The 20,236-nt window shown below is 55.9% G+C and carries 8 protein-coding genes and 4 pseudogenes; 4 read left to right on the forward strand and 8 right to left on the reverse strand.

From position 1 onward, the window contains the following. Positions 1–131: 131 nt before the first annotated feature. Positions 132–7,214, reverse strand: a complete 7,083-nt coding sequence (locus RBRH_RS07345; protein WP_013435483.1) for a GNAT family N-acetyltransferase — start codon at positions 7,212–7,214, stop codon at positions 132–134. A 734-nt stretch (positions 7,215–7,948) separates the two neighbouring features. On the opposite strand from RBRH_RS07345, the gene fabD reads away from it, so the two are divergent. Next, positions 7,949–9,946 (forward strand): ACP S-malonyltransferase, encoded by a 1,998-nt coding sequence (gene fabD / locus RBRH_RS07350; RefSeq protein ID WP_013435484.1) that lies wholly within the window; start codon positions 7,949–7,951, stop codon positions 9,944–9,946. 198 nt (positions 9,947–10,144) lie between these two features. On the opposite strand, the gene RBRH_RS07355 is transcribed toward fabD, so the two are convergent. Together RBRH_RS07355 and RBRH_RS21295 are read right to left on the reverse strand one after the other, a co-directional pair. Further along, the gene (locus tag RBRH_RS07355; RefSeq protein ID WP_013435485.1) at positions 10,145–11,011 is read right to left on the reverse strand and encodes a class I SAM-dependent methyltransferase; all 867 of its coding nucleotides are present in this window, start codon (positions 11,009–11,011) and stop codon (positions 10,145–10,147) included. A gap of 289 nt (positions 11,012–11,300) precedes the next feature. Beyond that, positions 11,301–11,613, reverse strand: a pseudogene (locus tag RBRH_RS21295) (dioxygenase family protein); the annotation flags it as partial. A gap of 11 nt (positions 11,614–11,624) precedes the next feature. Here RBRH_RS21295 and RBRH_RS17210 point away from each other — a divergent pair. The 3 genes and pseudogenes from RBRH_RS17210 to RBRH_RS17215 all read left to right on the forward strand — a co-directional run. After that, positions 11,625–11,840, forward strand: a pseudogene (locus RBRH_RS17210) (transposase); the annotation flags it as partial. A gap of 135 nt (positions 11,841–11,975) precedes the next feature. Beyond that, entirely contained in the window at positions 11,976–13,352 is a 1,377-nt protein-coding gene (locus RBRH_RS07365; protein ID WP_013435488.1) for a hypothetical protein, read from the forward strand. A 182-nt stretch (positions 13,353–13,534) separates the two neighbouring features. Next, positions 13,535–14,780 (forward strand): annotated as a pseudogene (locus RBRH_RS17215) (IS256 family transposase); the annotation flags it as partial. Between the two features lie 12 nt (positions 14,781–14,792). On the opposite strand, the pseudogene RBRH_RS07375 reads toward RBRH_RS17215, so the two are convergent. From RBRH_RS07375 to RBRH_RS07390, 5 genes and pseudogenes are all read right to left on the reverse strand, one after another. Beyond that, positions 14,793–15,825: pseudogene (locus RBRH_RS07375) on the reverse strand (IS481 family transposase). Between the two features lie 410 nt (positions 15,826–16,235). Then, positions 16,236–18,254 carry a hypothetical protein gene (locus RBRH_RS19820; protein WP_191287741.1) on the reverse strand — a complete coding sequence of 673 codons (2,019 nt, stop codon included), beginning with the start codon at positions 18,252–18,254 and terminating at the stop codon, positions 16,236–16,238. Next, positions 18,251–18,508, reverse strand: a complete 258-nt coding sequence (locus RBRH_RS17225) for a hemagglutinin repeat-containing protein (RefSeq protein WP_083813451.1) — start codon at positions 18,506–18,508, stop codon at positions 18,251–18,253. The genes RBRH_RS19820 and RBRH_RS17225 overlap by 4 nt, the downstream gene beginning before the upstream one ends. Positions 18,509–18,596: 88 nt before the next feature. After that, positions 18,597–18,851 (reverse strand): hypothetical protein, encoded by a 255-nt coding sequence (locus RBRH_RS17230; protein ID WP_013435494.1) that lies wholly within the window; start codon positions 18,849–18,851, stop codon positions 18,597–18,599. Between the two features lie 14 nt (positions 18,852–18,865). Then, complete coding sequence (locus RBRH_RS07390; RefSeq protein WP_013435495.1) at positions 18,866–19,519, reverse strand: hypothetical protein; 654 nt, start codon at positions 19,517–19,519, stop codon at positions 18,866–18,868. Positions 19,520–20,236 lie beyond the last annotated feature (717 nt).

Genomic DNA, 20,236 nt, shown 5'->3' on the forward strand with positions numbered 1-20,236 from the left:
GCTAGCTGTCATTCGTCAAGCCGTGGTCTGTCGCTTCGCGCCCTTCCAGCCGAACTAGGGCAACTTCCTCTGCGACTATGAGTCCGTATCTGGCTATGAGTCCGTGTCTAAATGTAGGATGGCGAGGCGATTCAACTCATTACGGGATATTTGTCTGCAGCTAGCGTCGCCGCCAGTTGGGGCTCCTGTACCGTCCACAGGCTATCGTCATCGGCCAACGCCTCGAGCAACCGGCAGTAGTCGGCAAACATCGCTTCGACCTGCGCCGGCGCCAAGCAGCCAGCCGCGAGATCCCAATGGATCAACAGCGCGTCTTGATGCTCGATGCTGAGATTGTCCAACGCCACCCCATGCGTGCGACTCGCGCTCTTGGTCAACCTCGTTCCGTCTGGTAGATCCAATGGTCCTTGCGGATTGAGCCGGGTAAAAACCACCGGAAAATTCAGCTTCCGCGGTTGCTGCTTATCCGTTGCTACCTTACGCAGCGCCTGCAAGCCGCTGATCGCGCCGTGGCGTTCGTCCTCCGTGAAGATTCGCTCACAACGCCGAACCCGCTCGATGAAAGTCATCGGTTCGTCGTTAAAGTCGATCCAACTCAAAGTCGTAAAGTCACCGACCAGCGCGTTGATCTCAGGGTGTACCGCAGGCCTGTGCCAGCCTGGAGCCACCAAAGTAAAGGCCTGCTTGCTGCTATGTTCGGCAATACTCCACGCATAGGCAGAAATCAGGAGTGCGTCCGCGCAGATGCCTGCTTGCGCGATGCGGTGGCGTAGCGCCGGCCAGCAATCAAGGCGGTGCTCGTAGCCTAGATACTGCCCCTTAGCATCTTTGTCACTCACCCGCGGCCCCTGCGGTAGCAGGCGGAATTTTTCTTGCCAGTACGCAGCGGCGTTTTGCGCCGCTGGCGAACGTCTGTATTGTCCAAGCGCTTTGATATAACCACCGAAATTAATCGATAACGGTGCCGGTGGGCGGCCATGGTAGAGGTCCAGCAACTGGCGGATCAGCAGATCCCGACTGGGCAAGTCGGCAATCAGCAGGTCTACCGCCAGATGCACCAGGCTGCACCGCCCGTCCAACTGACTGACTCGCAATTCGGCATAGGGCCAATCCCCCAGCGCCGTTACCCGACCGAGCATTTCATCGGCAATCTGGTCCACATCGACGCCCTGCTCGCTCAGTTCGAGTTGCAGTGGTGGCACAGCCTCCATGAGCTGCTGGGTGCCGCTGGGCAGAATGCGGGTGCGCAGCATCGGGTGGTGAGCCACCAATTGCCGCCAAGCCTGCTCCAACCGACTCATTTCAAGATCCTCTATGGCCACCGCCATATAAAGGTGCGAGCTGCTTTGCTTGGGATAAAGCGAGCGGCTAAACGCATACGCCTGCTGTTGATCAGTCAACGCAAATGGCGTTTTCGGCGGCTCGCTCGGCGCCAGCATAAAGGAGCCCGTATGCCCGGCGGTCGAAACGGGTAAGGGTTGCTTAGCGGCCATTAGTCGCCCCACCAACTCACCCGTGTTTACAGCCTGCCAGTCAACCTCGCCATCTGCCAACTTGTGCAACAAATGGCAGTAGTCAGAAAACAGCTGGTCAATCATGCCATCCGGATAGCAGTCGATGGCGACGTCCCAGCTGAAACTCAGTGCACCACCGCACTCTCGCAGTTGATGATCGAGGTTGATCTGCGGCGTTTGCGTGACACAGTAGTGCTGCGCGTCGCCAAAGCTGTCCGCGCCTCCAATCACTGGGTTGTTGAGCATCGACGTAAATACCACCTCGCCGCCGCTAAAATGCAGCGACTTGCCGCAGCGGCGCCGGGTTTCTCGCAGCGCGGCAACGCCGCTGACGCTCATATGGTCAATGTCCTCAAGCAATTGGCGCTGAACCCGCTGCGCCAATGCAGCCAGGGTTTCTTCCCCTGCGTCGACAAAGGCAAAAAAATGGTTCGAGATGAACGGTCCAATTACATGATCAATCGCTGGATGTAAGGGGACACGGTTATAGAACGTGGAGATCAACGAAAATGCTTTGCCTGCATTGGCCTGCCTAAGAATTAAGCCGAACAAGGTCAGCAACAATGCCGTACCTGAGATTTGCAACGCATCGCTCTGCTGTTTCAATCGCAGCCAGCGGCTTGGCTCCAGCATCGAGGCCAGTCGTCGCCGCTGGCGGCCAGCTGGCCGTTGGGCCTTGGGCAAGCACAAACCTGGTGGCATTTGCGCCAGCTTGTCGACCCAGTATTGCAAATCACGCTGGTAGCGTGGAGACTGTTTGAATGCTTCCAGCGACAACTGGTAGTCCCGGAATGACAAGCCGTGATCTGGCAGCTGCGCAGCGGGATCCCGATAAAGCATCAACCACTGTTGCAACAGTAAGTCCAAAGAAGTGGCATCGACCACTAACTCGTCGATACTTAGGTGTACCCGGCTGCGCTGTTGATCCAGCAGCGAAACGCGGATTTCAAAAAGCGGCGCCTGCCCCGGTAGGTAGACGTTGTGGGACATCGACGCACGAATGGCTGCCAACGCCAACTCGCGGCCGGCCGTGTCGATTCGTCGCAAATCCCGTGCTTTGATGCGATAAGAGGCCGATGCTTCGATTTGCTGGCGACCGTCGTCGAGCAGCTTGACTCGCAGCATTTCATGTCGGCTCATCAATCGATTCCAAGCCTGATTGAGCCTGTAGACTTCGAGATCTGGCCAGTCGAATTCCAAATAGATATGACAGCCTACCCGCTCAGTCTCGGCCAGTAGCTTGCGCCCCGACAGAAAAGATTGTTGGATATCGTTGAGTGCAAAAGGCTGCCACTGATCGTTGGGTGCCGTTTGCAACCGAGGCACTGGATGATTATTGTCGCCCTGTCCCGCTAGTGCCGCCAGGCGGGTTTCCACCTCGCCAAGGCTCAGATAGGGGCTCAATTGCGCTAACGATACCGATAGCTGCAATTGCTGCTCCAATTTGGCTTTCAGACCGACTGCGGCCAGCGAGTTGAGGCCAAGGCTGGCCAAACTACGCGATTCACAACCGTCAAGCGCTGCTGGCTCGCATCCGAGTAGCCCAGCCAGTATTTGCCGAAAGCCTTGCGGTTGTGCCACACCTTCGCTTGTCTGGCAGGCTACAGCAGCCTGCCGTGGCGGCAGCCAGTGACGTGTCTTGGCAAAGGCATAGCCGGGCAGACTGATACGCCGCGCCTCACCGAGACGCGGCAATTTGAGCCAGTCTAGCTCAACGCCCTGCCGCCAGTAACCGGCCAGCGCTTGCAAATCGCAACGGGTAAAGGCCAGGTCCACCTCGTCGCTGATACCTGCCTGCAACGGATCGATTGCCATCGTGTCCGCATCGAGCATCGTGATTTCACTCATCGGCGCACGATTGAGTGCGTCGAGCTGCTGTTGGAGCGACACAATGCTGTCCACCACGCCAGTCCAGCGGCATGCCATCGCAGTGCGTCCCACTTGCAAGGTATAAGCGATGTCAGCCAAGCACAGATCGGGCCGTTGGGCAATATAGCGGCTTAGCCGCGCCGCTTGCTCCGTCAACCGCGCCGCATCATGTGCCGATAACAGGATTAGCTGGGGTCCGACATCCTCTTGTATCGCACGCTGCGGTGCGATGTACTCCTCCACGACTAAGTGGGCATTGACGCCGCCGAAGCCGTAACTATTGATACTCGCTCGCCGCGGTAACGCAAGGCCGTTCGCGTCCTTTGGCGCCGGCCATGGACGGCTGTCGGCCTGCAGCCGCAATTGGCGCTGATCCAGCGTGATCGCGGGATTCAGTTGTGCATATCCTGGGATCCCTGGTAACTGCCGCTGCGCCACAGCGTCGATCACTTTGAACAACGCCGCCATGCCAAAAGCCAGTTCACAATGACCGATCACCGGCTTCAATGTACTGATCGTCCAAGGACCATCGTGGTCGTCGTCGCTCAATTCCGCCCGGGCGGCCTGGATGGCGGCTATCTCTATTGCATCGCCGAGCAACGAGCCGACGCCGTGCGCTTCCACGTAACTGACGCTGTTCGGCTCCACGTTGGCCCTGCGGTAGGCGGCAACGATTGCCGCTTTCATACTGTCTTGATTGGGCGCGGTCAGCGAAGCCCCTCTCCCGCCGTGGCAAACGCCGCTACCCTTGAGCTTCAAATAGATATGATCGCCATCTTGCTCAGCGTCCGCCAGTGGCTTGAGCAACAGTACGCCAACGCCTTCGGAACGCACATAACCATCGGCCCCCGCTTGGAATGAGCGCGTTTGACCGTGTGCGCTGAGGAAACCCATCAGCTGATACCCTGCCGTTTCGTCGGGCGACAACAACAGGTTGACTGCACCGACCAGCGCTTGCCGACACTCGCCGGCCTTGATCGCCTGCATCGCTCGGTGTAACGCCACCAACGCCGATGAACAGGCCGTGTTGCAATATTCGCTCGGTCCGCGTAGATCCAGGAGGTAAGAAACCCGGTTCGCATACATGCACGCAGACGAAGACGTCAGCAGGAACGGGCTATCTTTGGGGACTTCAACGACGCTGCGATATTCACTCGGTGCGGCAGCAATAAATACACCGGTGGGGCGACGGGCTAGCTGCGCCGCTGGAATGCCGGCATCTTCAAGCGCCAGCCAAGCATGTTGCAATAGCAGCCGCTGCTGAGGGTCCATCAGCGCCGCTTCCGCCGCCGACACGCCAAAAAATGGGTGATCAAAGCAATCAATATCGTCGATATATCCGCCTACAGACCCAGCATTGGCGCGCCCAGCCGGCGCCTCACGGATCTGACTGGCGCCGCTGCGTACCGCCGCCCAAAAATCCTCCAGTTCCCCGCCGGGGAAACAACCGCTGATACCGATGATCGCAAAGTCATCGTGGTCTTCGATTGAGGGGGATGGCGGTTTTTGCGGTGACGTGGTGGTGGATGGGGGGGTGAGTACGTTGCTGCCGCTCGATGACGGCGCCTGCCCGTCCAAACGTTCTTTTAGTGCCGCAACAATCTTGTCAATGCTGTTATGGCGAAAGAAAAATGTCGGCTCCAGCGTGAGCCCGAACATCGGTCCCAATTGCTCACCCAACGCGAGAAGATCCGCTGAGTCTAGTCCCAGCTCCATCAAGCTGTGGCGCGACGACAGCCGGCTGTCTTCCGATTGACCCAAGCACCGGTTGACTCCCTGACGCACCGCGTCATCGATGGATACCGTGGGCAACGCCATCGGTGCTGTGGTCAGTTGCAGCGCTTGACGCTGGCGGCTGGCCAGATCGTAATGCACCAGCACGCCGTAACCCGAGTTGTCGTGATCAGCCGGACGATAACCCGCCACCAGCCGCTCGATCCGTGCGCCGTGAAGCTCATGAAAACGCAGTACCGGATCCAGTAGGATGCCTCGCTCGTCACGGCTGTGGATATAGTCACCCAAAGGAATGTGCCGATGCTTCGGATAGTCCTTGCAGCGGGTCACCCCCACCACGGTATCCACACCATTGAGCACAGTGCAGTATTGCAGCATGAATTCCAGCAACTGATCGCCATACCCGCTGGACTGATGGGCTGGCAAGATGTTCAGGCTCTGGACCTGGACTATGCTGCCTTCGGTATGGTAAAGCTGATCGACAGTCGCGAAGTTGACCCCGAAAAGGCCATCGATTTTCGTGATCCGCTGCGAATAGATTACGCCGACCACCTCGCCATCGAGTTCCAGTGCCAACTGTCCAGCTGACCACTGACTCAGCCGGCGACGCAGGATTGACTCGTCAACCCTTGCGCCGTCCGGCCAACAAGCCTTTTCCAGCCTCAGCAGTGCAGGCAGGTCATCGATGGTCGCATAGCGAATACGATATTCTCTGACCTGGTAGCAACCCATGGTCGCGTCGCAGTCAGCTCGATCCCGAGGCAACTTGTGCAACATTCCCGGATTCGCAAACAATCCGGCGCCGGCCAGTGCCATCAAGTAATGGGCCGCTTCAACACCGTAATGATAAGCAAAGCGATCAGCCAAGGCGCCGCTAGGGCGCCAGTGGCTTTCGCTAAGGACTACAAAATGGCTGCTCGCTAAAGCCGCCAGAGAATTAAACTGGGCTTGCAAGCCACCCAACACGCTGGCGCCATCCGCCGCCAAGCCGTTGGAGCGGATGTAATAGCGTTGTGGCGCCAGTTGCGATTGCGACACCGGCGTAGTCCCCGGTTCTTCGAGATTTTGCTGGCCCACACTTAGCCATAGCACTCGTTCGCTCGCCCCAACGCCAGCGTCTTCAAGGCGTCGTCGAAGCGCAGCCAGATCGCCCCACACGGCGTCATCCAGCACGAGCAACCGTAGTGGCGAGCTATCCAGCACCTTGCCTCGGGCAGTATGCTGGCGAATCCATTGCCACACGTCCTCCAGTGAACTGTTGGGACGACGGCCGAATTCAATGATCCAGTCTGGCTGCGTGGCCAACGGCTGGACATCAAAAATCGTGCCCAATAGCTGTTCAAGCGCTGGCTGGTCGCCGCGCCAGATCTGCCGCTCACCCGCCTCCTTTAGCCACCGCGATGCGGTGGTCCATCGCTCTCTCGTTCCAAACAGTACGTCATCGAGAGTCGACGGTAGGCTGGCACAGTACGCAAGGAACGACTCGCTCAACAGCTCAGACAATAGTGCCCGCCGCGTTGGGTTGAGCGTCAGCCCCTGCTCACCACTGCTTTGAATCCACTGTCGAGCCACCAGGAAATCCGTCACCTGGTGCACCAACCTTGGGCTGATTCGGCCACTATCGATACGCCGTGGATCCACCTGTCCGGTGCCGTGGTCGATTGCATCGCTCAACGTCAGCCGACGCAATATCGCCAACGCCAACAAATCGTTGAGGCTGTGAACCAATGCAGAACAATGCAAATTCCAGTCCAACGCCGACAGCGACAACCAGCACGACAGCTGCGTCAAGTCTTCTTTGACGGGTTCGCGCTTAGGCGCGAGCCACGCAAACATTTCATCGATCCGATCCGGCAGGGCTTGGACAGCGCATGCTTGGCGGTTAAAGAAATATTCGTTGCCGCTTGACTGGCCCAGCCAGCCAAACGCCTTGAGGCCATCAAACGCGACCCGCAACGGGCCGACATTGACTGACGCGGTCAAGGCGAACTGTTCGAGCTCGAACGGCTGGCAGACTCCACGACGGGAAATCAGGTCACGACTTTCGAGACTCAGAATAATGGAAAGAAAAAACAGACGATCGGTAAAAATGACCATCAAAAGGTTTCCATAGCAATGTTTCAGTTATTAGATAGAAAATAGCTTAAAAACCATGTTATCTCAATGGTTTATTAAAACAGCACGATGGGTTCGCGGCATGCCCAAACTAGCGCAAGTCTGGAACAATCTGTCGTCTAAGGATAGGTTGATGAAGTTCCAAGACAAGTTTTGCTCACACTATGATAAATTTTTGTAGAAATTCGGCTGCGTTACACCTACCTTTGAATGCAAAAATCACGATCGCTCCGTGTGCGCAGCGCTGACTATGTCGGCAAACCCAAGCGAAAAACGTCAGAACGTAGCAGTGTGCGGAATCGCGCGGCTAATCGCTGACTACGGTGTCCGTATGTCGCTTCATCACATTTCGGCAACCCTCGCAGCAGCGCTGCGCATCAACGTCAGCACGGTCATGCAGCATGGATCGATATCGTGTCGCAACAATGGCCGCATTGGTATACTTGGATACCCCGATACTGTTCGGGCGTGGATAGTACGAAACTACACCACGTGTTAAACGTATGCGGCAAAAAGCGGCAGTTTTCTTGATAGCGTCACGCGCTATGCGGGGCGACAGCCGAGCGTGAGCTGGCAGGGCGAAAAGCTGAACGTGCGTCCTAACACCGGTTTGCAGCGACGGACGTGCACCAGACATTCCAGCTGTACAGGACCGCAGAATAAGTTTTGGCTAGAATACTGGCTCCCTGCACCCTCCACCTCCCAGGACGAAATCTATGCCGTACCTCTGCGAAGGGCGAAAAACTTCTATTGTCTTTATGTTTCCAGGCCAAGGCTGTCAGTTCTACCAGATGGGCCGGGAACTCTATCAAAACAATTCGGTGTTCCACCGCTGGATGAACGAGCTTGATGCGCTGATTCGCGTCGAGCTTGGACATTCGTTAATTGCCGAAATTTACGATGCTAATAACGCACGTTCCAAGACGTTCGACGATCTTCGTATTAGCCATCCAGCCATCTTCATGGTGGAGTATGCCCTGGGCAAAACGCTGATCGAGCAGCAGATCCAGCCCGACTATCTACTCGGCACTAGTCTCGGGGAACTGGCCGCCGCCGCCCTCGCAGAGACGCTGCCGCTGTCCGACGCCATTCGTTTCGTGACTCGTCAGGGTCAGCTATTTCACCGTCGTCAGTCTCCGGCCACGGAAGGGACGATGCTGGCGATTCTCTGCGACGAATCGCTTTACCAGCAAACGCCTCTACTCCATGATCATTGCGATATTGCGGCTTATAACGCTCAATCGCTGATCGTCATCGCCGGCCAATCCGCGCGGATTGCAGAGGCTGAACGCTACCTCAGCAGTCGAGATATCGTGTTCCAACGCCTGCCAGTCAAACAGGCTTTTCATTCCCGCCATATCGATTTCCTTAAGCCGGAGGTCGATGTGCTAGCCAGTGAGTTGCGTTTACGGCGCGCGCAGATCCCGGTAATCTCCTGCCACAACACCGAGACCTTGAATCAACTCACGACCGATCACTTTTGGCGGACCATCCGCGAACCGATTCGCTTTTCTCAAACACTGGCGCGGATTGAACGAGAAGCGGCCGAGCGCGGTGAGTCAATGATCTACTTAGATCTCGGCCCCAGCGGCACGCTAGCCAACCTAATCAAACAAAATATCCGCGACCGTCAGGCGCCACAAACTTTTGCTGTGCTCAGTCCGTTCGGCCGTGACCTTGAAAAATTTGATGAAACGCTAGCGCTCGGACGGACACTAAAACCGCTACCCGCGAGCGCAACTGCGCCAGCACAACAAACGTCCCAGCAAGACCAGTCATTCGTGCGGCCTGCGCCGCAGCAAGTTCAGCAACCAGCGCATGGGGCGCAGCAGCCGTCGACGCGGCCAGCGACTGGCCCAAAGCGCGTCTACGTCTTTCCTGGCCAGGGATCGCAACGCGTCGGCATGGGAGCGGAGCTGTTCGAGCAATTTCCCGATCACGTTGCCCAGGCCGATGAAATTCTTGGCTATTCGCTAAGGACGCTTTGTTTGGAAGATCCAGATCGCCAGCTGTCCCATACCCAATATACGCAGCCAGCGCTCTACACCGTCAACGCACTAGCGTTCCTAAACAAGCAGCAGCAGGATCGTCGCCAACCGGATTACCTTGCCGGCCACAGTCTGGGCGAATACTGCGCGCTCTTTGCCGCTGGGGCCTTTTCATTCGAAACCGGCCTGAAGCTGGTCAAAAAACGGGGTGAATTGATGGCACGCGCTACCGGCGGAAGCATGGCTGCGGTCATTGGTCGCTCCGCAGATGAAATCAAATCGCTCCTATCTCAGCACGGCTTAAATGCTCTGGACGTGGCCAATTATAATTCGCCATCCCAAACCGTCCTCGCTGGTCCCGTTGAAGCTCTTAGCCAAGCCAAAGAGATCTTCCAGGCGCTGGAAATCACGGTTATTCCCCTGTCAGTCAGTGCTCCGTTCCATTCCCGTTATATGCAAAGCGCGATGGAGGAGTTTGGCGAATATCTGAAGCAGTTTAGCTATTCCCCGCTGCAAATACCCGTAATCTCCAATATCCATGCCGTTCCCTACCGGGATAACGAACTGATCGATAACCTCACCCGGCAGATCTGCGGATCCGTGCGGTGGGTTGAGACCGTTCAGTATTTGATTCGCCAAGGGGAGTGCGAGTTCGAAGAGCTCGGGCCAGGAAATGTGTTGACTAAACTAATCAACAGTATCCGAGCCGCGTCAACTCCTGTTTGAAACAAAGCCGCTGATCGTAGCCTACTGCTCTGATCGCGGCATATCCTCACGCTTTTGTTTGTTATTGGAAAAGCAGTGATGGTGCGGCTCAATCATTCAAGCGGCTCCATCACAAGCATGGCGAATAATGTGGGCTGAGATCGACAGGGCCAGCCCACCTTCAACAGCGCGAGGCTTACCCTAGCTTAAAATAAAAAATTACGCAGATTTTTTAAGACGCCAAAATTTGTACGCCAAATGGCCATTTTTATAAGCCTTCAGGCCACTATCGTCAAAAAAGTGGAGCATCGTATCGAATGCATGATACACGTCGGGCGGCAGAAGGCTATGCTGCTGCTTTTTTTCATTCACCAATGCCTTGAGTACGTGCTTTAGGTGACCTTGCTCGCTGTCAAAAGCTCTAGCCACTCCTTCAGAAATGTCAACATGATCCTCTACTTTAAACTGGGCGTTGCGGATCATTGCGTGATGCTGCTCTAATACGTTAGTGAAAAAATCAACGCCAATCTTATCTTTTTCGGACAACGCATCCTGATTGTCGCCCTTCATGGTATCGGCATAAAAAAACAAACCTTCTTTTTTCAGCACCCGCCGCACTTCTTCACCAAACCTATTCATGTCTGGATAACAGTGAGATGACTCGATGTTGATTACCGCGTCGAATTCTTCATCGGCAAAAGGTAAGTCCATCGCATCGCCGCCAATAAAGGACAGCCCGTCAAGACGATGCACCTGCTTGCAGAACTCGATATGTGCTGGGCAGAAGTCCAGCCCAGTCACCGATGCGGCGCCAGCGTACCTGACCAGGTAAGAACAATTTCCCCCTCTTCCAGAACCCACTTCAAGGACCTTTTTACCGCGCAAATCGGCATCACCTAAAATGGTTCGGATCAAGTTAGCTGAACATCTCTGCTCAAGGTCCTCCTCTTTGATCCAGTCAAAGTTGCTGCGATCGTCCAGATAGCCGTAGTTCAGAAACGTTAGGCGGTCATCGGGGAACATCCGAGTCATCATGTCATACCATTGGCTGATCGGCGATACATCTTTTTCTGACAAAGCTTCCATTCTTTACCTCGTTCTTGAAATGACTATTGAAATTTTTCTTATCATAACCTACTGAGCAAAAACGTTCCAGCTAGATTATTTGGGCTTGCGCAGCCAGCTGTTCACGGCAATAAGCGTATGCGGCACGCTTGGGACTGCAGGCGGTTGCATACGCACTCAATATCGGCCTGAGTTGTACCGAACTTGCCTAGCAATTCGGTCTCATCCAAGCCGACAGCATACGCAAGCATACGCCGATTCGTTGTAGACGCACCAACCCACGTACAGCGTGCCAGCATGTCCCATGTGCCGCTAACGCAAAATCTTTCCGAAGATACGGATCACTTTCGATGTTGGTTTGCACCGTCAGCTGACGCATACCAAGAGCCGAAACAAAGAAGTGGATATGCGCGAGATGCAGATGCCTGCCGAGCTGTCCCAGCCACTTCTCGGTCAGGCTGCCCGGCGACACAGCGTATCCGTTCAGCATGATATTGCGGGAGCTGTAGCGGCCGTTGGCACCGGCTACGATTGAACGCCGCCAAGTTGAATGTCGATTGCGACTTGTCGAATGATAAGTCGTTACCCGAATGATTCGCATACCATAATTCTAAGATCACATTAAGCACTGACCGATCACCGCAATGGCACCCTCCCCAAGACGGTAATCACGCCCGCTGGCGAATTGAAGTTGGCTATCCTCCGTGATCGGCGGGCGAGGTCCGAGCTACAGCTGTTGGGTAAATATCAGCGCCGTCTGCCAGGTTTTGGCGATTACGCCATGAGCGTGCGCGAGATCCAAGGCCATTTGCTGGGACTGTATGGCCTTCGGGTGTCGCCCGATCTGATTGTCATACCGCGGCTTATCCGCCGGCTTATGTTAGCCGCCAAAAACCTCGCGCTTGTGACGTATCGTTGCGCGCCTGTGCTCACTTTTCGCTAGCCTGCTGCGTAACCTCGCGACGCGTGGCGTCTTCTTTCCTTCTTGCTGGGCTTGCCGATGGACTTCGATCTGAATGCCGCTTTAAACGACTATCAGACCTATATCTGCGCGTTAGAGGCTCGCCCGACACCCGCCGCGTCATCGCCCCCACCGCCGCAGCTGCCCAGCGCCGCGTGGGCCAACCCATCGGCCAAGCGGCCCACCACGTACCAGGACCTGCCGAGCGAAGTCATCGCGCGCATTGGTGACTACGTGCCCGTCCAAGACGTGATGTCGTTTGCCACCGTCGATCGGCGCACCTATTATGCGATGCAGACCAGGCGCCTCGTTCACAGCTATTGGCAACGAGCAAAACAAGCGGTGACCTTTCAGTCGATCCACCGCCTGCTCGATGAGATGGACGGCACGCTCGCCGATCCGGCGCAGTACGCCGAACCCCTGGACGCGCTGTGCCAACGTCTGAAAATGTTGAAGGCCGGGCGCACCCGTGTATTTAAGCGTTTATTCGCAGCCGCGCAGCGTATCCCGCAAGACGGTGTGCAGATACAAAAAGCGCTGTTGCTCATGTATCGGGACCTCATCTCCTATGAGCGCGAATGGATGGAACTGTTTGACTTTGCCTACGCGCTGGCCGAACAGCGCAAGCCTGGGCAAGACAATGTGTGGCCGGAACTGGCGCTTGGGCTGTCGAATTTCTCACCCGATACCCCCGAAACCCCTCACTTTGCTCAGTGGTATTACGCGATTCTGGCACGGCTGCCGTCATTGAGCGTAGCCGAGCAAGCGCAGATCATTCCCACATTGGCCCGTGTACTAAATAAATTTAATAAAGCAGACCCGCGCATCCCCGAACTCTATACACTCTTACACGACTACGCGTTACGCCTGCCCCCCTCTCATCAAGGCGCATCGGTCGGCGCGTTGGCAAGTTACGTGTGGCGCTTTCCGGAAGCGGAGCGATCCGTGCGGTATGCGCAAATGCGCGATTGGGCGCTGTCGCTGCCTGACGACCAGTGGGGGGTCGCGCTGCAGCGTTTGCCCGAAGGATTGGGTAGGTTCTCACCTAAGCGACAAGCGCAGGAGCTARCGTTGCTTGAACGCTATCTGGGGAGCGTGCCGACGGCGCAGCGCACGCAAGCAGCAGTCGGGTTAATCAGAAGTACCTATTTCATCAATGACACGCTAGCCAAGCGGGGATGGCAGCAGGGATTGAGTCTACTGAACGGGGCGGACGAGGCCGCTTTATGGGAGGTACTGAGCGAGCTTCGGGCCAATGGGGTGCTATGTCGCCGGAGCAATCGTCAATGGAAAGTGGCAATGGGCGAGATCACGCGCTTTATGAAAGCCAACCAGTTTTCCAAACCCGCCCAGGCGCGAATCCAAGACAGTGCGACCTGGCTCAGAAGTGAGCCAGATTAACAACAACAGTGGTCCAAGAACACCAATCCGTTAGGGCATTGCATAGCGATGATCTGCATGATTTCTTCGGACCGTTTCACTTTTGAAGAACGGCATCGACATAGCGCGACGTCAGATCGTCGTGCGCCGAGCCTATCCGATTTCTTGTGTGTGAGGCATAAACTATTGGCAAAGGAGCCAACATGCCTCGCAAGCGAAAAGAAGAATCGACGATTAAGCCCGGTCGCGGGCTGAACCTAGAGCCGGAGCTGATCAAGCAACTGGTGCCCGGCACGCTGGAGCGAACAACGATTAACGAGCAGTTTGCCGCGCTCAAGAAAGCGATCTTCGAACGGGCCCTGGGCGCAGAGCTGACGCATCACCTGGGCTACGAGAAAGGCCAAGCCAAGCTTCAGGAAAACGAAAATCATCGCAACGGCAGTAGCCGCAAGCGAATCACAACCGACGATGACCTGCTGGAATTAAATATTGCGCGCGATCGCAACGGGACATTCGACCCGGTGCTCATCGCCAAAGGCGCGCAGCGTTTTACTGGATTTGACGACAAGATCATCGCGATGTATGCACGCGGTATGACTGTACGAGAAATCCAGGGGTTTTTTGCAGCAGATGTACGGCATCGAAGTCTCACCTGACTTTGTCAGCACGGTCACGGACGCCGTAATCGACGAGGTACGCGAGTGGCAGCAACGGCCCCTTGAAGCGATGTATCCAGTTGTGTTCTTTGATGCTTTGCGCGTGAAGGTGCGCGACGAAGGAACGGTGAAGAATAAGGCGATTTATCTCGCACTTGGCGTGCGCCGCGACGGCACACGCGATGTGCTCGGGCTTTGGATCGAGCAGACTGAGGGCGCCAAGTTCTGGCTGCGCGTGGTCAACGAGCTGAAGCTGCGCGGTGTGCAGGACACTCTGATCGCCGTGGTTGACGGCCTGAAGGGCTTTCCCGAGGCGATTAACACTGTGTTCCCCGAGACAACAGTGCAAACCTGCATCGTTCATTTGATTCGCAATTCGCTGGATTTTGCGAGCTGGAAAGAGCGCAAGCAAGTCGCCGCCGAACTCAAAGAAGTGTATCGGGCGCCGTCGGCCGAAGCCGCGGCGCTGGCGCTCCAAGCGTTCGACGACGGCCCGTGGGGGTGCAAATATCCGCCGATCGCCGCCCTGTGGCGGCGTGTGTGGGAGCAGGTCACTGCCTTCTTTGCCTTTGCGCCGGACATTCGCAAGATCATCTACACAACGAATTCGATTGAGTCGTTGCACATGCATCTGCGCAAGATCATCAAGGCACGTGGCCACTTCCCGACCGATGAAGCCGCGCTCAAGCTGGTCTGGCTGGCGCTGCGCAATGTCATTGCCAAATGGACCAGTTCCCGACATGATTGGAAAAGCGCAATGACGCAGTTCGCGCTGCTCTACCCTGTGCGATTCACGGACATTGTTTCACTTTTTGGAGCGCCGTTTCCGTTGTGTGTTGAGTCGCGGCTCCGGTGGGAGACGCGAGCTCCAACACACGCTGATGATGTTCGGCGAGGGTTTTGTCGACTCGCCATTCGCGGTGCCGAATTCGCTCTTTCGTTTCGTCGTAAGCACCGTGGACATCCTCCGCGAGAGGTGTAATTTCGCTCAGCTCCGCGATACGATCGACTGGTGTCTTGCCACCGAGTGATCCGTGCGGACGCCGCCAGTTGTAGTCGAACTGCTACTCCTCAATTCGCTGGCCGATCGCATCTTCGGTCGGCCGATGATGCAACCAGAACTCATTTAGATCGGTGAGCTGTGACCGCTCGACTTTGCCGTTGAGGTGTGGCGAGCGTGGCGGAATTGGTCGGAATTTGATGCACTCGCTCATCAAACGCCGTTGCACTGACTCGGCGAAGAACTCGCCGCCTCGATCAGCCTGGATATGCTCGATCGGAAACGGCATTTCCTCGATGACGCGGTCAAGAAAAAGCAGCGTATTTCGAGCATTTCTGCATGAGTAGAGCGCCAGTATCCGGAAGCGTGAGCAGTCGTCGATCGCCGTGTATTGATAGATACCTCGCGCGATCTTCATCGTGTCCATCTGGACTCGGTCTCCTGGAACCGGACGGCTATAGCGTTTGGGCTGCGATGGCCTTCTGGCGTGGACCAGCGGCTTTACCGATGCCTTACACAAAACCTTGTGAATGGTTGCAAGGGACAGCTCTCTTTGCCCGTGCAGCCGTAACTCGCTTTGGATCCGCCGTGCTCCCTTGCGCTCGGCACGCAGCCGCAGAATTTTTGCTCGATCCGCCTCAGAGACCTTCCCATTCGGACTGTTGAGAGGGCGACGGCTTTGAGAGCGAAGTCCTTCCTCTCCGTCATCTCGGTAGCGACCTAACCACTTGCGAAGTGTCGGTCTCGATATGCCGCATCGCACGCATACAAGACCGGCGTTGCCGGTCTCATGATACATGCGTACCCAACGTAATCGCGTTGCAATCTCACGGTCCATCGCCTCATTCTAGTTGAAACGATGTGTGCGAATCACACACGCGACAGTAGCTGGCGTTCATCGGCCAATCACCCAAGTCCGCGATTTGCTTGAAATACTGGTAGGCCGCACTGTCTTCTGGATATTCCGTAAAGCATTTTGCCATCGCACAGGCTGCTGCCATCAACCGGGCTCCTTTGACCTCATCCTTTCCTGCGAGCTCTCTAATGCTCTGCTTCTCCTCTGAGCGCAACTACCGATTGAACCGAACACGACAAATGCAAGGTTCATCGTTCACTCACTAAAATTGGCGAATCTTTAGCCAAGTGAGAAACGTAAAGACTAGAGCGAGAAGTATCCCTTTTATAACAATACTTTTTATGTTAATCGCAGCTAGCACGCCCAATACTCCTAATTTTCGATAGCAACCACTAACAAATAGGCAACTTATATAAATGCCCGCTACCCAAATCAAGGCCATTCCTGCGATGCAAATAAAAAGGAAGAAAACCAGCAAGGTTAGCAAGCGCCCTGTCATTTCTCCCCCCAGGTTGCGATCGCATCTGCTGGTAAATAGCATCGATTATTTCCTGCCCTGATGCACCGCCAATCGAACCTCCGATGGGACCAAAGTTGTTCGGTCTAAACAAATTCCATCCGCTACCGGCCCATACTCCCGTGCCTGTCCAATTTGGGGTATTAATTGTCGATTTGATAGCAGAGTTGACTCCGGATTCGCCAAGCTTTCCAATTCCATAGCCCAGACTTGATAGCAGACCACTGGTCACAGCCGATTCCGTGACACTATCGCTCTTACCGTGCATCGCATTGTTGAGTGCTGTCCTAGCCGCTCCGCCAGCAGCGTTCACGCCCATATTCCACAACAGCCCGCCATATGCACCAGCCATACCCGTACTAAAACTGGTCGCCACATCCACCGGATTGACTGTGCCATTTTGCAGATATTGCGATCCAGCATTAATACCGCCACTAATAATGCCAGTTCCCACTGGTGACGCCCACATGCCGGAACCCAGCGCACCCTCGCTGCTAAAAATCGGCGCTCCTGGCAACGCAGCAACTGGGCCTCCCACTGCAATCGCGGCCGCGCCAGCCGCTGCGCCCAGCGTCTGTTTTGCAATCACCTCACGACTAGCCGCATCGCGATTCATTGACGCATTGATGGCCTCTGGTGAGGGCGCGTTAAGCCCCATGCCGTCTGGATAATATCCTACATATATACCCGGATCAGCCTTCTGTTCCGGCGTCGCGTAGAACATATACCCCGGCCCGCTGTCACCGTCTGCCGGCATCATCCCATGCGCCTGCCTCAGGAATTCATGGGCCCGTTGATTCCATTCGCCTGGCGAGCCATTCTGTATTTGCAGGTTTGCCTGTATTGTCAGTTCTTCACGCGCCTGTTCGGCGCTCAAACCGTAGCGCTTCGCATACACCGCTTCACGATCACTGATCCACTTCCTCTCCTGCGGATGCAGCTGCCGATTAAACCGCCCCTCCGTCACCGCAGCCGTCGTCACAGCCGGTGTGTCTTGACCCGCCATCCCCGCCACCGCTGCCACCAACGAACTCACCAGGTTTGTTTGCGCTTCTTTCTGCCGCTGCGTCAACCCCTGCGTCGGCCCGAGTAGCGTGCCCAGCATCGAACTGGCCGCCGCCCCCATCGCCCCCGCGCCGCAATCCTGGCGGCTAGCCGCCGCGCCCGCGCACCCCACCAGCGCATGCAGCGCCGCACGCGCCTCCTCGCTTTGCAAGCCATCCGCCACGCGTTTCACTTCACTAGCCGCCAAACCCTGCACGTAATTGACGGTCGCCGACAGCGCGAACTGCCCCGCGCCTGCCGTCACATTGCCTCCCGCTGCTGCGCCCAACGCCGACAGCGCCCGTCGATAAGTGCCGCCCGGGCCCCATTGCGCCTTCAGCTGCGCCGCCTGCTGTTGCGCTTGCGCCCTGGCCTGTGGACTCAGATTCGGGTCCTGCGCCGCTTGTTGCGCTTCATCCAGTTGCGCTTGACGATGACCCACGAACGTACCGATTTGATGCGTCAGCTGATTCGCCATCTCGAACCCCGCCTGAATCTTCTGCTTGTCAAAGATCGGCTTGAGCGCGTTATCGCCATCTTGCCCGCTCCACACCTGCTGGTTCAGCCCGGCCAGGCTTTGCGCAACGTCTTGCCCCGTCAAAGCTTGCTGTTGCGCCTCGTCCGTAATGCGAATCGTACCGGCGCTGATCCCGCTCAGCGTCGTGCTGCTGGCCTTGCCCGAGGCGGCCATCACGCTGGGCGGCGCAACGCTGAATCCGCCCGGGGTCGACGGCAGCTTGCTACCCGGGACTTGCTCGGCGCCCGTCGCCGCCTGTCCAGACTGGGTCGTGCCCACCCCTTCCAGGTCTTCGCCACGACCACTGCTGCCCAAACTGTACCCCCTGCTCATGCCCACGCTACTGGCCTTGTACCGTCACGCTGCCGCCGAACGATACCCTTAAGCGTAGTGTCGCCGCCCGACTCCAGCACCAGTCGGTTACCCGCGCTCACGTGAGTGGATGTCCAGTTCACGTCAGTGCCTTCGCCCCGGCCACGTGCGCCACTGACGCTCGCCGTCACACCGGCTGCCTTACCCTGGGAGCTTAGGTTCACCGCCACGCCTGCTCCACCGCTGAGAGTGACAGTGCCATCGGGTAGTTGCACCTCTTACTCAACCAGCCAGACGATATCGTGGGTCAACTGCGCCATCTGCTGCGCGCATCAGATTCAATCACTCACGCCAAGCTCGTTGCTATTGCTTGCCATTTTTTTCTGAAACTCCCGTCCTCTCCTCTTGCTTTAGTACCAGCAGCTCTTTGATAAATTGATATGTAATACTTCCAAATATGGTTATATAGACTGGAAAACCGACTATAACCGGCTTCCATCCACCACCTTGCGCGAACGAAAATATAAGCACAACCACCGGAATACCAATGGCACACATATATGCAACCGCCGCACGCTTAAATATGTTTATTTTTTTCCTTCTCAAATCAGTAAACATATCGCCTCTATTCTTTACTCTTTATTTTTATTCGTCTCTATCACTGCTTGAGCCGGACCAGATAAAACTTGGATTAACTGATTTATAAACGCCCCTGCAGGTCCTGGCATTGTTGCATTTATTCCTTGACTCAGTGCTGCTCCAGTCAAACCGATACCCGCAGAGAGGTCCGGGTTGCCTGATTGCGTGATTGCCGTACCCGCAAACGCCCCTGTTCCCGCCAGCAGGCTGTTATAACCACCCACCACAATTTTTCCCGCGGTACTCCCGCCCAACGTACTCAACGGTAAGAAAAACGGTGCCGTTACTCCAGCAACACTACCCACAACCAGCGACTTCCCTACATCCGGCTCACTATTCGACAACCCCATTGCTCGGCTGATCACATCGCCTGCGTAGTCATACCCCGTACCCAGCCCCGCTGCCACAGCAACCTTCGGTGCCAACACAATCGCTCCTGCGCCAGCCGCCGCACCCAGCGTCTGTTTCGCAATCATCTCTCGACCGGTTGCATCATGATTGGCCGACGCATTCATCGCTTCTGATGTGGGCTGGTTAAGTCCCAAGCCGCTCGGATAGTGCCCCGCATACATGCTCGGATCAGCTTTCTGCGCCGGCGTCGCATAAAACATATAACCTGGCCCGCTCTCACCGTCTGCCGGCAGCATCCCATGCGCCTGCTTCAGAATTTTATGGACTCACTGATTCCATTCGCCTGGCGAGCCATTCTGCACTTGTGGGTTTGCCTGTATTGTCAGCTCTTCACGCGCCTGTTCGACGGTCAAACCGTAGCGCTTCGCATACACCACTCAAGACCATTGATCCACCTCCTCTCTTCCGGATGCAACTGCCGGTTAAACGTAGATTTTCTATCTCGACTCTCCCTTCTGAGCATCATCTTTCTTTTTGTAACTCTCCCGCGCTTCGCGATATGAATTTCCGAATGGCTTAATCCCTAACATAGCTGCTCTTGATGATATACCACCCACTGCAACCAACGCAAAACCGAACAGAGCTACAAACATTACATTATACTTGAATCCAATAAGCGTGATCGCCCCTCCTATAAAACACGCCCCCCTCTAACAACCGGGGTAAAATTTCCATCTCGAATGACCCAATTTTTCATTTCTTTTCAGGCTGCTCAAATTGATTTATCCAGTCTAAACCCTTGACTACTCCTCCAATCTCATTGAATACAGGACCATACAAGGGATATCGCTCGGAAGCAAAGTAATCGCCCTCCTTGAATTTATTAATCGTATTTTGAATCCCCCACCAAGGATTCGAGACAGGATTGAAGAATGGATCAACTGCTCGACCCAGCCCTATCGAATCCCCAAAAAGAATTCCAACCTCCTTTCCTGCAAAGGCCGGCGTAGCCT

This window comes from Mycetohabitans rhizoxinica HKI 454 (genome assembly GCF_000198775.1).
Taxonomy (GTDB): domain Bacteria; phylum Pseudomonadota; class Gammaproteobacteria; order Burkholderiales; family Burkholderiaceae; genus Mycetohabitans; species Mycetohabitans rhizoxinica.